This window comes from Mesorhizobium comanense, from assembly GCF_005503535.1.
GTDB lineage: Bacteria > Pseudomonadota > Alphaproteobacteria > Rhizobiales > Rhizobiaceae > Mesorhizobium > Mesorhizobium comanense.
In genome coordinates this window covers 75,942-89,880 of the sequence record NZ_SCNN01000012.1, presented here as the reverse complement: position 1 = coordinate 89,880, position 13,939 = coordinate 75,942, and the positions used below count along the sequence as shown (strand labels likewise).

The 13,939-nt window shown below is 64.4% G+C and carries 16 protein-coding genes; 10 read left to right on the top strand and 6 right to left on the bottom strand.

Annotation, left to right across the window (positions count from 1 at the left end; translation table 11 throughout):
• Positions 1-17: 17 nt before the first annotated feature.
• From lptB to lptC, 3 genes are read right to left on the bottom strand one after another with little or no spacing between them, the layout of a single operon-like run.
• Positions 18-833 carry an LPS export ABC transporter ATP-binding protein gene (gene lptB / locus FFS37_RS20590; protein WP_137932808.1) on the bottom strand — a complete coding sequence of 272 codons (816 nt, stop codon included), beginning with the start codon at positions 831-833 and terminating at the stop codon, positions 18-20.
• A complete protein-coding gene (locus tag FFS37_RS20585; RefSeq protein WP_137932807.1) occupies positions 833-1,429 on the bottom strand; it encodes an LptA/OstA family protein in 597 nt (198 codons plus the stop codon). Before FFS37_RS20585 ends, lptB begins: the two co-directional genes overlap by 1 nt.
• Positions 1,416-2,129 (bottom strand): LPS export ABC transporter periplasmic protein LptC, encoded by a 714-nt coding sequence (lptC, locus tag FFS37_RS20580; RefSeq protein ID WP_137932806.1) that lies wholly within the window; start codon positions 2,127-2,129, stop codon positions 1,416-1,418. Before lptC ends, FFS37_RS20585 begins: the two co-directional genes overlap by 14 nt.
• A 356-nt stretch (positions 2,130-2,485) precedes the next feature.
• Between lptC and sppA the strand changes: the two genes are divergently transcribed.
• The 4 genes from sppA (at position 2,486) to lhpI (ending at position 5,195) form a co-directional block, all read left to right on the top strand.
• Positions 2,486-3,442, top strand: a complete 957-nt coding sequence (gene sppA, locus FFS37_RS20575) for a signal peptide peptidase SppA (protein ID WP_137932805.1) — start codon at positions 2,486-2,488, stop codon at positions 3,440-3,442.
• Positions 3,443-3,520: 78 nt separating this feature from the next.
• Positions 3,521-3,805 carry an integration host factor subunit beta gene (locus tag FFS37_RS20570; protein ID WP_006200394.1) on the top strand — a complete coding sequence of 95 codons (285 nt, stop codon included), beginning with the start codon at positions 3,521-3,523 and terminating at the stop codon, positions 3,803-3,805.
• A 54-nt stretch (positions 3,806-3,859) separates the two neighbouring features.
• Positions 3,860-4,192: a DUF1049 domain-containing protein gene (locus FFS37_RS20565; protein ID WP_137932804.1), complete on the top strand. Its 333-nt coding sequence runs from the start codon at positions 3,860-3,862 to the stop codon at positions 4,190-4,192.
• Positions 4,193-4,229: 37 nt separating this feature from the next.
• The gene (lhpI, locus tag FFS37_RS20560; RefSeq protein WP_137932803.1) at positions 4,230-5,195 is read left to right on the top strand and encodes a bifunctional Delta(1)-pyrroline-2-carboxylate/Delta(1)-piperideine-2-carboxylate reductase; all 966 of its coding nucleotides are present in this window, start codon (positions 4,230-4,232) and stop codon (positions 5,193-5,195) included.
• Here the strand turns inward: lhpI and FFS37_RS20555 are convergent.
• The 3 genes from FFS37_RS20555 to FFS37_RS20545 form a co-directional block, all read right to left on the bottom strand.
• The gene (locus FFS37_RS20555) at positions 5,174-5,626 is read right to left on the bottom strand and encodes an EVE domain-containing protein (protein ID WP_137932802.1); all 453 of its coding nucleotides are present in this window, start codon (positions 5,624-5,626) and stop codon (positions 5,174-5,176) included. The two genes, lhpI and FFS37_RS20555, sit on opposite strands and share 22 nt — an antisense overlap.
• On the bottom strand, positions 5,623-6,003 hold the full coding sequence (locus FFS37_RS20550) for a VOC family protein (RefSeq protein ID WP_137932801.1): 381 nt from the start codon (positions 6,001-6,003) through the stop codon (positions 5,623-5,625). The genes FFS37_RS20555 and FFS37_RS20550 overlap by 4 nt, the downstream gene beginning before the upstream one ends.
• 75 nt (positions 6,004-6,078) lie before the next feature.
• Positions 6,079-6,768 (bottom strand): helix-turn-helix transcriptional regulator, encoded by a 690-nt coding sequence (locus tag FFS37_RS20545; protein ID WP_137932800.1) that lies wholly within the window; start codon positions 6,766-6,768, stop codon positions 6,079-6,081.
• Between the two features lie 135 nt (positions 6,769-6,903).
• On the opposite strand from FFS37_RS20545, the gene FFS37_RS20540 reads away from it, so the two are divergent.
• The 6 genes from FFS37_RS20540 (at position 6,904) to FFS37_RS20515 (ending at position 13,882) form a co-directional block, all read left to right on the top strand.
• Positions 6,904-7,989, top strand: a complete 1,086-nt coding sequence (locus FFS37_RS20540; RefSeq protein WP_137932799.1) for a class I SAM-dependent rRNA methyltransferase — start codon at positions 6,904-6,906, stop codon at positions 7,987-7,989.
• Between the two features lies 1 nt (position 7,990).
• The gene (locus FFS37_RS20535; protein ID WP_137932798.1) at positions 7,991-8,848 is read left to right on the top strand and encodes a TrmH family RNA methyltransferase; all 858 of its coding nucleotides are present in this window, start codon (positions 7,991-7,993) and stop codon (positions 8,846-8,848) included.
• A gap of 13 nt (positions 8,849-8,861) precedes the next feature.
• Positions 8,862-9,359 carry a signal peptidase II gene (gene lspA / locus FFS37_RS20530; protein WP_137932797.1) on the top strand — a complete coding sequence of 166 codons (498 nt, stop codon included), beginning with the start codon at positions 8,862-8,864 and terminating at the stop codon, positions 9,357-9,359.
• 56 nt (positions 9,360-9,415) lie between these two features.
• Complete coding sequence (acuI, locus tag FFS37_RS20525) at positions 9,416-10,405, top strand: acrylyl-CoA reductase (NADPH) (protein WP_137932796.1); 990 nt, start codon at positions 9,416-9,418, stop codon at positions 10,403-10,405.
• A 139-nt stretch (positions 10,406-10,544) separates the two neighbouring features.
• Positions 10,545-12,824, top strand: a complete 2,280-nt coding sequence (locus tag FFS37_RS20520; protein WP_137932795.1) for a PAS domain-containing hybrid sensor histidine kinase/response regulator — start codon at positions 10,545-10,547, stop codon at positions 12,822-12,824.
• Positions 12,825-12,994: 170 nt separating this feature from the next.
• Positions 12,995-13,882, top strand: a complete 888-nt coding sequence (locus tag FFS37_RS20515) for a GNAT family N-acetyltransferase (RefSeq protein WP_137932794.1) — start codon at positions 12,995-12,997, stop codon at positions 13,880-13,882.
• The last annotated feature ends 57 nt before the right edge of the window (positions 13,883-13,939 follow it).

The window sequence follows — 13,939 nt, the reverse complement described above, 5'->3', positions numbered from 1 at the left end:
ACGGAGCCGTGCGCCGTCTAAAGCGTGAATCCCTCGCCGAGATAGAGCCGACGCACGTCGGGATTGGCCACGACTTCGTCGGCTCGGCCATGGGTCAGCACCTGACCGGCATGGATGATGTAGGCGCGGTCGATCAGGCCCAGCGTCTCGCGTACATTGTGATCGGTGATGAGCACGCCGATGCCGCGTGCCGTCAGGTGGCGCACCAGCTGCTGGATATCAGCCACCGCGATCGGATCGATACCGGCGAACGGCTCGTCAAGCAGCATGTAGGCCGGGCGCGTCGCCAGCGCGCGTGCGATTTCCAGGCGCCGCCGCTCGCCGCCGGACAGCGACATGGATGGCGACTTGCGCAGATGGCTGATGTGGAACTCCTCGAGCAGTTCGTCGAGGTTGCGCTCGCGAACCTTGCGGTCCTTCTCGACCACTTCGAGCACGGCACGGATGTTCTGCTCGACATTCAGCCCGCGAAAGATTGAGGCTTCCTGCGGCAGGTAGCCGATGCCCAGGCGCGCGCGGCGGTACATCGGCATCGAGGTGACATCGAAACCGTCGATCTCGATCGAGCCCTCATCCACCGGCACCAGGCCGGTGACCATGTAGAAGCAGGTCGTCTTGCCGGCGCCGTTAGGGCCAAGCAGCCCGACGGCCTCGCCGGCGCGCACGCCGATGGTCACGCCGTCGACCACCCTGCGGCCCTTGTAGCTCTTGGTCAGGCCCTTGGCGATCAAGGTTCCCTTGAACTTCGCCTTGTCGGTGACCACGGCCGGAGCCGAAACCTTAGCCGCGGCGCGCCCCGGAAGACGCGCCGTCAGCGACGACAGGCTGGCCATCAGGGGTTCGTCGCTCCGGATTTCGACGCATCCGATTTCGGCGGGGGCGTGATCGACATCTGGACGCGCTGCCCGGCGCATGGGTCGACCTGGGCCAGCCCGCTCTTCATCTGCACGGTCAGCTTGCAGCCGACCAGAACATTGTCGTTCTGCGAGAGCACGACCTTCTTGCCCGACAGGACCAGAACCTGGCTCTTCATGTCGAAACTGCCCTGATCGCCGGTCGCAACCTGCTGGTCCGACTTGATGTAGACCTTGTCGGAAATCTCGAGGTGGTCGATGTTCGCCGAACCGGTCATGGCGGCTGCCCCGGCGGCTTCAGCGCCCTTGGCGCCCGCGCTCGGATCCTTGACGTAGTAGACCAGCATCTTGCCGGCCTTCATCAAGGTCGGCCCCTGGACGACGGTGACGTTGCCGGTGAAGATGGCGACACTGTCTGCCTGACGGACTTCCAGCTTGTCGCTTTCGATCTGGATCGGCTTGTCGCCCGCCAGCTTGAGCGTGGTGGGACCCGACTGGGCCAGCGCCGGCGCGAGGCCCAGCAAGGACAGCGAGAAAGTTGCGGCCATCAGCCGTGTCGAACTATTGAGCCACATTCGCTTCCTCGCCCTTTGCCTCAGCCGCCTTCAGAACGGCGGGATCGATGTTGACACGCACTTTGTTCTCGAACACCAGGATCTTGCCATTATCCTGGACCGACATCGAGGCCGCCGTGATCTGCGATCCGCCACGGCTGACATCGACAGGATCATCCGTCTTCATAGTGCCTTTGCCCATGTCGAGGAAGACTGATTTGAACTTGGCTTGCATACCGTCGGTGGTGGTGATCGTCACATCGCTTTTGAGGCTCATCGTGTTGCCATCGCGATTGTAAGTGCCGCGTGAGGCCTTCACCGCCGCGACATTGTCGGGAGCGATGGGCACTTTGGCGTCGATGCCTTCGAGTTCGATGATTCCTTGCGTCGCGACGTCCTGGATCGCACGCAGCGCCGTCATCGAATAGGGCTGCTTCAGCTTGGTGAAGCCGTTGAGCTTCGGATTGGCCATCACCAGCTTACCATTTGAAAAAGCGGTACTTTCCGTCTGCACCGCGACGGACACGGGTGCGGCGAGATAGGAATAGACCGGGAAGGCGACGGCTATCAACGCCGCGGCCATTGGCACGGCGAACTTGAGCACCCGCACACGGCGCGAATGACGCTGGGCGCGGTCGAACGCATCGCTGCGCGACCGGCCGTCCGCCGGGGGAGCCAACTCCGTCTCCGGGCTGGTCGGTTCATTCGATCGCGCTAACATGACTGCTTTCTTCTAAAATCCCGCCCGCCGGAGAATACTGCCTATAGGTGGGACGCCAGTGCCCTCACGCAAGCACAAGCCGACGAAAACCGCAAAAATGTGACAGCTGTCTTGTACAGACGAAAACCGCATCAGCACAACAGCCGGTGCTTCATAGCAGAAATAGACGTATTTGCGTCGTTTTTCATCACCCTCGTTGCTCTCCCTTACCTTGCGCCCCTGACCCGAGCCAATCACAAAACGGACAGCATGCGGCCGTCCCGCGCGGATTGCCGCGCCATGGCGAGACGGAATTGCTTCCCGATGGAGACGTCATGGTCTAAAAGCGTCTCTTCCCGCCGACCGTGAGGCTGACCATGGCATTGAGAGCCGACGACCTGATCGACCGCCGCCGCTTGCGGCGCAAGCTGACATTCTGGCGTGTCGTTGCCCTGGGCATCGTGGCGCTGGGCGTGATCGCGCTGTCGGCATGGTTCTATCGCGACGATCTTGGCGGCTCGGCGGTCGACCATATCGCCAAGGTGAGGATCGAAGGCACGATCACCGAGGACGAGGAGCTGATCAAGCGGCTGGAGGACATCCGCAAATCGTCGAAGGTGAAGGGCGTGATCCTTGCCATCGATTCACCCGGCGGCACCACCGTCGGCGGTGAATCGATCTACGAGGAAGTGCGCAAGGTGGCCGCCGACAAGCCGGTCGTGGCCGAGGTCGGCACGCTCGCGGCATCGGCCGGCTACATGATCGCAAGCGCGGCCGACCACATTGTCGCCCGCAAGACCTCGATCGTCGGTTCGATCGGCGTGCTGATCCAGTATCCCGACGTCAGCGGCCTGATGGACAAGCTCGGCATCAAGCTGGAGGAAGTGAAATCCTCACCGCTGAAGGCCTCGCCCTCACCCTTCAAGCCGACCAATGACGACGAACGCGCCATGGTCCGCAAACTCATCCTCGACAGCTACGACTGGTTCGTCGGCATCGTGGCGGAACGCCGCAAGATGACCCACGAGCAGGCGCTGGCGCTCGCCGACGGCTCGATCTTCACCGGTCGTCAGGGCGTCGCCAACGGGCTCATCGACGCCGTCGGCGGCGAGACCGAGGCCGTCGACTGGCTGGCGACCAAGGGCGTGGATGCCAAGCTCAAGGTGGTCGAATGGAAAGATACCGAGCGGCGCGGAAGCTTCCTGTGGTCGAAAGCAATGATCAAAACGATCGGCAGCGCGCTCGGCCTGCCCGACTACAGCGGCGACGTCATCCACGAACTGGGCGCCGACCGCTTGTTCCTTGACGGTCTCGTTTCCGTCTGGCACCCTTGAGCGCCGTTGGGACTGCTGAAAAAGCCAATAAAATCATCCTCATAATTTGACCGCACTGCTTTCACGGGGACCCGTCTGATGATCAAGTCCGAACTTGTGCAGATAATTGCCACGCGCAATCCGCATCTTTTCCTGCGCGATGTCGAAAACATCGTCGGCGCGATCTTCGACGAGATCACCGACGCGCTTGCCGAAGGCAACCGGGTCGAGTTGCGCGGCTTCGGTGCCTTTTCGGTAAAAAACCGACCGGCGCGTACCGGCCGCAATCCGCGCACCGGCGAATCCGTCGAGGTCGAGGAGAAATGGGTGCCGTTCTTCAAGACCGGGAAGGAATTGCGCGAAAGGCTGAATGGCGGCAAGTAGGCGCCGCCTCACGGCAGGACGGCCCTATCCGGCCAGCTCGCGACGAAAGATATCATGCTCAATCGCTTCATGCTCATCGTGGTCTTCGTGCCCCTGGCGATCATCCTGATCGCGCTGGCCGTCGCCAACCGCGAACTGGTCGCCTTCACGCTCGACCCGTTCAACCCCGGCAATCCGAAACTGACGCTCAGCCTGCCGCTGTTCATCTTCCTGTTCCTGGCACTCGCCATCGGCATGGTCGTCGGCAGCCTGGCGACCTGGGTCAAGCAGGGCCGTTACCGCAAGCTGGCGCGCCAGCGCGGCGTCGAGGCGGAAAGCCTGCGCCAGGCGGTCAGCCGCGCACCGGCCGCGCCGCAGGGACCGGCGCTGCCCAAACCGACCAGTTGAGCCGCCGCCCGGCGCCTTTCGTTCCACGGAGCTTTTCATGCTGACCATTTCGGCCGCCGAGGTCGACCGCGCGCTGACTTTTTCCGGGCTGGTCGAGACGTTGCGCACGGCCTTCCGCGAGGGAGCGGTGCAGCCGGTGCGGCATCATCATCCGGTCGAGCGGCCCGACGGAGCGGCCTCGACCTTGCTGCTGATGCCGGCATGGACCGACTTCAACGCCGCCGGCACGTCCGCCGGCGGCCATATCGGCGTCAAGATCGTGACCGTCTCGCCCGACAACAATGCCATCGGCAAGCCCGCAGTGATGGGCCTCTATCTCCTGCTCAACGGTGCCACCGGCGAACCCGAAGCCCTGATCGACGGGCAGCGGCTGACGCAGTGGCGCACGGCCTGCGCCTCGGCGCTGGCCGCGTCCTATCTGGCGCGGCAGGACGCTTCGCGACTGCTGGTGATCGGCGCCGGCGCGCTGTCGCCGTTTCTGGCCAAGGCCCATTCGGCGGTAAGGCCCATCACGACCATCCGCATCTGGAACCGCACCCCGGCCAATGCCGAAAAGGTCGCGGCGGAGCTTCGCGGCGAGGGCTTCGCGGCGCAAGCGGCTGGCGATCTCGATGCGGAGTTGAGCCAGGCCGACATTGTCTCATCGGCGACGATAGCAACCGATCCGCTGATCAAGGGCGCGCGCCTGAAGCCGGGCGCTCATGTCGATATGGTCGGCGGTTTCACCCCGACAATGCGCGAAAGCGACGATGACGCGATACGGCGCGCGCGGGTCTATGTCGACACCCGTGCCGGCGCCACCAAGGAAGCCGGCGACATCGTCATCCCGCTCGCTTCCGGCGTGCTCAAGCCAGAGGCCATCGTCGCCGACCTGCATGAACTGGCGCGCGGCCAGAAGCAGGGCCGCGCGAGCGAGGATGAGATCACGCTGTTCAAATCCGTCGGCGCGGCCCTTGAGGACCTGGCCGCCGGCATCGCGGTCTACGAGGGATTGAGAGCCTGATTCGCGATTGCAATCCCGGCGCCCATCGCTTCGGCGATAAGCGCGAAATCGGCAGCGCTGACCGGGAACAGGCCAAAGCGGAGCTGATATCCCCAGTTCGCGTTGCCAGCGGTGAACTCTAGCCGGTCCAGCAACGGCTTGATCGGCGCTTCCCCGGACGCCGCCCAGTCGACATCCCGGCGGAACGGCGTGAATCCGCCGCCCATTTCGCCCTGATAGGGTTCTCCCTCCCGCACGATGCCGATCGCCGTGAAGGCCTGCAGGCCGTCCTTTTGGCCCAAAATCGTCGTCGGCGAATAATAGACGATGCCGTCGCCAGGCCTGATGCGGCGCAGCGGCGCCGCCTTGCCATGATTGACCTGCATGAAGCCGTCCTTGCGGCCGCGCCGGACATGTTCGGCCGACGCAACCGCGATCCAGTACGCGCTCATTTCTGTTCCCCATCGGACAGCCAGTAGACACGCAGGCGATGATTGTCGGGATCGAGCGCCACGAAGGTGCGGCCGAAATCCAGGTCGGTCGGCGTCTGCAGGATCTTCAACCCGCGCCCGGCCCAGTCGGCATGGGTGGCGTCGACCGCCTCGGGCGTCTCCAGCGCGAACACAATCTCGGCTCCGCCACCTGCAGCTTCCGCCGCCGGCTGAACCGTATGCCGCGACCAGAGGCCGAGCTTGAAGCCATTGTCGAGCACGAACAGCACGAAGGTCGGCGCGCTCTCGACCGGCTCGCGACCGAGCAATGCGCTGTAGAAGGCGCCGCTCTCAAGCGGCTTGTCGACATAGAGGATGACGAAATTCGGGGTGGTCATGTGTACTCTCCGGGGGGTCAGCGTTTCGATCTGCTGAACCTAGAGTAGGATACTGTCAGATTCTGGCAGTAGCGCTCATGACCCGCGCGGCTTGTCGAGAGTCGCCCGCCATTCCTTGAGCAGCGCAAGGCGGCGGCGCGGGTAGCGCGCATCAAGTGTCTTCAGTTCGGCGATGCGGTCAGCGCGAAAATGCCGGAAATCCTGGCGCGTCTCGCACCATGCCACCACCACCCGCACCTTGTCGAAGAAGCCGAGCGCGAACGGCCAGACGACGCGTTGCGAAGCAGCACCGCCGGCGTCGCGGTAGAGAAAGCCGAGTTTTCGTTCGTTGCGGATGGCCTGCCGCACGACGCCGAGGTCTATGCCTTCGATGGCCGTCATGGCGGGCCCGACCAGCAGCGTCGAGGCATCGAGATCCTCACGCAAATCCTGTGGCAGAACGGCGGCGATCTTGGCCAGCGCGTTGCCGGCGGCGGCGGAGAGGCGCCGGTCCGGCTGCTTGGCGACCCAGCGCGAGCCGAGCACGATGGCCTCGATCTCCTCGTCGGAGAACATCAGCGGCGGCAGCATGAAGCCGGGCTTGAGCACATAGCCCAGCCCCGCCTCGCCCTCGATCGGCGCCCCCTGCCCCTGCAACGTGGCGATGTCGCGATAGAGTGTGCGGATCGAAATGCCGAGCTCATCGGCCAGCATCCGCCCGCTCACCGGCCGGCGGTGGCGGCGCAAGCACTGGATGAGATCGAGCAGGCGTTCGGAGCGGGACATCAGGCAGATTTGCCTGTTTCTTTGAAATTGGTCCATTGCTTGCCGTCATGAACGCTGGCGGCTGCGACGGCGGACTTGGTTGCGTAGCCGGTTGCCCTATGCCAAAAGCGGCACGCCGCTCGGAGATGCTCCTGCTTGAAGTCTTTTCGCGACAAACGCCGCGACAACCGCCCGCCCGCGAAAGGCGGAACCGGAGAGCCGCGTCCGCACGAGCCGCGTGGCGCCGCACGACCGGATGCCAAGCCGCGCGAGCGGCATGAGATCAGAACCGACGATCGCACCGAACCGAAAACCGCGCCGCGCATCCTTGCCCGCCGCGACGGCCCCTTGCCTGCCGAACGGCTGCCGCTGATTCTCGAAGTGTCACCGAACGCCGATTACGCGCTGCTCGACAGCGGTGCGGGCGAAAAACTCGAACAATACGGTCCCTACCGCATCGTGCGCCCTGAAGGTCAGGCGATCTGGCAGAAGGCGCTCCCCGCGAAAGACTGGGAGCGTGCCGACGCCATCTTCACCGGCGACACCGACGAGGAAGGCATCGGCCGCTGGCGTTTTCCAAGGACGCCGCTCGGCGAGACCTGGCCGATGAAGCATGACGGCATCGATTATCTCGGCCGCTTCACCTCGTTTCGCCATGTCGGCGTCTTTCCCGAACAGGCTTCGCACTGGGACCATATGGCCGGCCTGATCGAGGCCGCCAAGCGACCGGTCAAGGTGCTCAACCTGTTCGGTTATACCGGACTCGCGTCCCTGGTGGCTGCCCGCGCCGGTGCCGAGGTCACCCATGTCGATGCTTCCAAGAAGGCGATCGGCTGGGCGCGCGAAAACCAGGAAATGGCCGGACTTGGCTCCAAGCCGATCCGCTGGATCGTCGAGGACGCGGTGAAATTCGCCGAGCGCGAGGAACGCCGCGGCAGCCGCTACGACATCGTGCTCTTCGATCCCCCGGCCTATGGCCGCGGCCCCAAGGGCGAGGTCTGGCAATTGTTCGAAGACCTCCCTGCCCTGACCGATCTCTGCCGTTCGATCCTGACGCCGAAGCCACTTGCAGTGGTGCTGACCGCCTATTCGATTCGCGCCTCCTTCTTCGCCATCCACGCCTTGATGCGCGACACCTTTGCCGGCATGGGCGGCAGGGTCGAATCGGGCGAGCTGATCATCCGCGAAAAGTCCGCCGGCCGGGCACTGTCGACTTCATTGTTTTCGCGCTGGGTGGCCTGAAATGAACGAACGGCATGCCGGGGCACCGGGCCAGGTGAAGGAAGTCACCAGCCTCGCCAATCCGCTGGTCAAGGACATCAAGGCGCTGGCCCTGAAGAAATTCCGCGACCAGCAGAACGCCTTCATGGCCGAAGGGCTGAAACTGGTCATCGACGCGCTCGATCTCGGCTGGCAGATCAGGACGCTTGTGTTCGCCAAGGCCGGACGCGGCAACGCGGCGGTGGAAAAGGCAGCGGCACGCACGGTCGCCGCTGGCGGCACCGTGCTCGAAGTCTCGGAAAAAGTGCTTGTCGCCATCACCCGCCGCGACAATCCGCAGATGGTGGTCGGCGTGTTTTCGCAGAAATTCCTGCCGCTGAAGGACATCCGCGCCGACAATGGCGATGTCTGGGTGGCGCTCGACCGGGTGCGCGACCCCGGCAATCTCGGCACCGTCATCCGCACCGTCGATGCCGTCGGCGCCAAGGGCGTCATCCTGGTCGGCGACACCACCGATCCCTTTTCGGTGGAAACGGTGCGCGCCACCATGGGCTCCATCTTCGCAGTGCCGGTGGCCAAGGCGACGACCGAGGCTTTCCTTGCCTGGCGCGGCGGTTTTTCAGGCCTTGTCGCTGGCACGCATCTGAAGGGCGCCGTCGATTATCGCTCGGTCGATTTTTCACGCGGGCCGGTGCTGCTGATGATGGGCAACGAACAGCAGGGTCTGCCCGAAACCCTCGCGGCGAGTTGCGACAGACTGCTCAGGATTCCACAGGCCGGTCGTGCCGATTCGCTCAATCTTGCGGTTGCCACCGGCATCATGCTGTTCGAGATCCGGCGCGGCGCGCTGAAGCTCGACCCCGTCACGGACTCGAAATGAGGGCTGTCCAACCTTGAAATCGTGGTCTCCCTACGCCCTGCTCGTCCTGTTGGCCATCGCGCTCGACCAATGGATAAAACACCTGGTCGAGACCATGCTGCCTTTTCAGGAAAAGCTCGACCTGGTGCCGTTCCTGGCGTTGTTTCGCACCTACAACACCGGCATCGCCTTCTCGATGTTTTCCTCCTTCGGCGACACCGGCCTGGTGCTCGTGGCCGTGGTGGTCGTGGCCTTCGTTCTCTATCTCGCCACGCGCACGCCGGTGGGCCACATCGTCGCCCGTACCGGCTTTGCCCTGATCATCGGCGGCGCGCTGGGCAATCTCATCGATCGCGCCGTCTACGGCCATGTCATCGACTACATCCTGTTCCACACGCCGGTCTGGTCCTTCGCGGTCTTCAACCTCGCCGACGCCTTCATCTCCGTCGGCGCGGCGTTGGTCGTTTTCGACGAGCTCATCGGCTGGCGGCGCGAGGCCAAGGCCTCGAACGCCGAACCTTCCAAAGATTGACCCCGGGCGCCACGCGCCGCACAGTTCACCCGCCAGGCAATTTCGCGGAGAAAAAGATGTCGGACACCTTCAAAGCCATTCTCGTTTCGCGCGATGCCGAGAAAAGGCAGTCGGTCGCCGTAACCGAGCTGACCGATGCCGACCTGATGGAGGGCGACGTCACCGTCGCGGTTGAAGCAACGACCGTCAACTACAAGGATGGGCTGGCCATAACAGGCAAGGCGCCGGTGATCCGCCGCTGGCCGCTGGTGCCAGGCATCGATTTGGCCGGCACCGTCGTCTCGTCTTCGCATGCCGGCTGGCGCAAGGGCGACAAGGTGATCCTGAACGGCTGGGGCGTGGGCGAAACGCATTTCGGCGCCTATGCCGCGCGCGCCCGCGTCAATGGCGACTGGCTGGTGCCGCTGCCGGAAGGCATGAGCGCGCATGACGCGATGGCGGTCGGCACCGCCGGCTACACCGCGATGCTCTGCGTCATGGCCCTGGAGCGCCACGGCATCCTGCCCGATCGCGGACCGGTGGTGGTGACCGGTGCAGCCGGCGGTGTCGGTTCGGTCGCCGTCTCCATCCTGTCCAGCCTCGGCTATCATGTCGTTGCCTCGACCGGCCGCAATGCCGAAAGTCCGTACCTGATCAACCTCGGCGCCGCCGAAGTGATATCGCGCGAGGAGCTCAACCAGCCGGCCAAGCCGCTCGCCAAGGAGCGCTGGGCCGGAGGCATCGATTCGGTCGGCAGCCACACGCTGGCCAACGTGCTGTCGATGACCTCCTACGGTGGGGCGGTCGCCGCCTGCGGCCTGGCGGGCGGCATGGACCTGCCGTCGAGCGTGGCGCCCTTCATCCTGCGCGGCGTTTCCCTGCTCGGTATCGATTCGGTGATGGCGCCCAAGCCTGTCCGCCTGGAAGCCTGGCGGCGCATTGGCTCCGATCTCGATGTTCACAAGCTCGCCAGCCTGTCCACCACCATCGGCTTCGACGGTATCGTCGACGCCGCGCGCGACATTGTCGACGGCAAGATTCGCGGCCGCGTCGTGGTCGATATGTAACCGGCTTTCGATCGCGGGCAGCGGCTGGAAAGCCGCCTCCTGTCGCAAATCCTCCGCTGCCGGGGCAAAAAACATCATCCGCTAAAATTCGAATGATCCCCCGCAGGCTTCCCTAATCTTCCTCTGCCAAGGATTTCGCATGAGCGCGCAATCCGGCATGCGAGAAGCGGACACGGGCGACGACGCCGATGCGGTACACGCGCCGGCGCGCCGGTTCGTCGTCGCGCCACCCCTGGTTCCCAGGCAGCGGGCCGGGCGCGAAAACCTGCCTTTGCTGACATTCATCGCCGTCGTCGGGCTTGCCGGCATGGCGCATCTGACGGGAGCGCCCCCTTTCATCAGCCTCGCTTTGCTGGCGGCCGGGCTTGCCGGCCTCGGCATCCACGTCAATGCCAGGCGCAATGTCCACCGCACCTCCGCCCTGCTTGACGAGACCACCGCCCGCAGCCGCGCCGAGATCGAGACGCTTGCCGACCGCATGTGGGAAATGCAGGAGAGCGAAGAGCGCTTTCGCGGGCTCATCGATGCGCTTGGCGACCTCGTCATCCACCGGGACCGCGACGGCTACATCGTCTACGCCAACAAGGTGTTCGCCGATCTCGTCGAAACCGACCAGCGCGATCTCGCAGGCAAGAGCCTAGCCGAACTCGGCATCGAGGTCGGCATCGTCCCCGACGCGGCCTTCTCCGACCATGAGTGCCTGAGTTCCACCGATGTCGCCATCCGCTCGCCGAGCGGCCCGCGCTGGTTCTCTTGGATCGAACTGTCGGTGCGCGACAAGGACAGCGGCGCGGTTTCGCACCGCGCCATCGCCCGCGACATCACCGCCCGCAAGCGCGCCGAATCCTCCCTCATTACCGCGCGCGAACGGGCCGAATACGCAAGTCAGGCCAAATCGCGCTTCCTCGCCACCGTCAGCCACGAGATCCGCACGCCTATGAACGGCATCATGGGCATGGCCAGGCTGCTCGCCGACACCAGCCTGTCGCCGGAACAGCAGACCTATGTGGGGGCCATCTCGACCTCGGCGAGCGCCTTGCTCGCGCTGATCGAGGATCTGCTCGATTATTCCAAGATCGAGGCCGGGCGCTTCGATCCCGAACCACAGCCGATGTCGGTGCGCGAGATCGCCGACAACATTATCGAACTGATGGCCGCGCGCGCCTTCGCCAAGGACATCGGCCTCGGCTGCCACGTCGAGCCCGACGTGCCGCAGATGATATCAGCCGATCCGGGCCGGGTCAGGCAGGTCCTGCTCAACCTGATCGGCAACGCCATCAAGTTCACCGACAGCGGCGGCGTGCTGGTGAGCGTCGCGCGCGCGCGCACAGAGACAAGCGACCGCATCTGTTTCACCGTCACCGACACCGGTCCTGGCCTGCGCGACGAGGATATGGAGCGGATCTTCGAGGAGTTCGAGCAGGCCGACGGCACATCGACGCGCACGCATGGTGGTGCCGGGTTGGGGCTTGCCATCTCCAGGCGGCTGGTCGCCGCCATGGGCGGTACCATCTCGGTTTCGAGCCGGCTTGGCCAAGGCTCGGAATTCGTTTTCGAGATTCCGGCCACGGCTGCGACCGAATCGCCGCAAGGCCGGCTGAACGCGCTTGCGAGCAGGCGCGCCGTCATTGTGTCCAGAAACACAGTCGAGGCCGACGCCATCGCCCGCACAATCCGCGCCAACGGCGGCACGGCCGGTATCGCCTCCACCGCGGCGCAGGCGGCGACCCTGTCCGCGGGCTGCGACGTCCTTCTGGTCGACGCTGCCATGGAAGAAAGTGACGGACGGCTGCTCAAGCGGCTGCGTCAGAACGGCTTCTCCGATTGCGAGGCCATCACGCTGATCGCGCCCACCGATCGCGGCTTGCTTGGCGAGTTTCGCGCCAGCGGCTATGCGACCTTCCTTGCCCGGCCCGTGCGCGGCGGAACACTTTTGCGTGTCCTTTTGAGCAGCCAGCCACAGGCGCCTGCCCAGCCGCTGCCGGAAAAACGCCGCGCACCATCCCACCGCGTTGCCAACAACCGTCAGCAGGGGCTGTCCGTGCTGATCGCCGAGGACAACGACATCAATGCCATGCTGGCCCGCGCCACGCTGTTGAAGGCGGGGCATCGCGTCAAGGTGGTCGGCAACGGCAAGGCGGCTGTCGAGGCCGTCACCAGCGCCGGCCATAAGAGCCGCTACGACGTGGTGCTGATGGACCTCCATATGCCTGTGATGGACGGACTGGACGCGATCGCCGCGATCCGCCGGCATGAGGAGGAAACCTCCGTGCCGCCCGTGCCGATCATGGTGCTGTCGGCGGACAGCCAGGAAAAGACCCGCCATGCGGTGCTTGCCCATGGTGCCAGCGGCTTCGTAACCAAGCCGCTCGACCCCGACGCGCTGGTCAATGCCGTCGAGGGCCAGGTCGCCGCTTGAGTCGATTTTTCCGGCGCATGGCCGCATCGCTTCACGCAACGTAGCCGGTTGATCGTTTTCGCCAGCCGACGAAGTATTGCCCGCGACGCCGTATCACGGTACTGTCACAATCCTGTTGCACCTACACCGTATCCCCGTGCCAAGAGGGATGGCTCGAAGGAGAATCACTCGTGCATACAGTTATGCCGGAATGTGACACTCGGCCGAACGCCAGCAGCGCTTTGCTTGCCGGACGTAACGTCGATTCTGTCACGAAAGGCGCAGCGCTTGGCCGTATCGGCAACCTCGAAGTGCGGCTCGCCCGCAACGAGGCCGAGATCGCGGCCGCGCAGGAAGTGCGCTACCGGGTATTTTACGATGAGCTTGGCGCCCGCAAGGACCTGTTCCAGGCGCAGGATCGCCGTGACGCTGACCGGTTTGATCCGCTCTGCGATCACCTGCTCGTCTTTGACAATTCGATTTCCGGCCCCGAGCATCGCCGCATTGTCGGGACTTACCGCTTGCTGCGGCAAGAAATCGCGGCCGCGGCCGGTGGCTTCTATTCCGAAGGCGAGTTCGAACTGACCAAGCTCATCGCCCGCCATCCCGGACAGCGTTTCCTGGAACTCGGCCGGTCCTGCGTTTTGCCAGAATATCGCTCGAAGCGGACCATCGAGGCGCTCTGGCAAGGAATCTGGGCTTACATCAATCACTATGAAATCGGCGTGATGACCGGCTGCGCCTCTTTCCATGGCACCGTGCCGGCGGCGCATGCCGAGGCACTTACCTATCTCGCCCATCATTGCCGCACCAACTCGGCCTGGGATGTGCGCGCGGTATCCGGACGCTATTGCTCCATGGACCTGATGCCGATCGAGGCGGTCAACGCCAAGGCGGCCATCGCGGCGATGCCGCCTCTGGTCAAGGGCTATCTGCGCGTCGGTGCCCGCATCGGCGACGGTTGCGTCATCGACCGCGAATTTTCCACCGTCGATGTCTTCGTGGTTATGCCGGTCAAGGAAATCGGCGCCCGTTACGTCAATTACTATGGCGGTGAAGGGCAGCGTTTTGCGGCCTAGTGAGTGGTGAGCGCTACGCCGCGACATCGCGGACACTCTACTGACTACTGACTATTC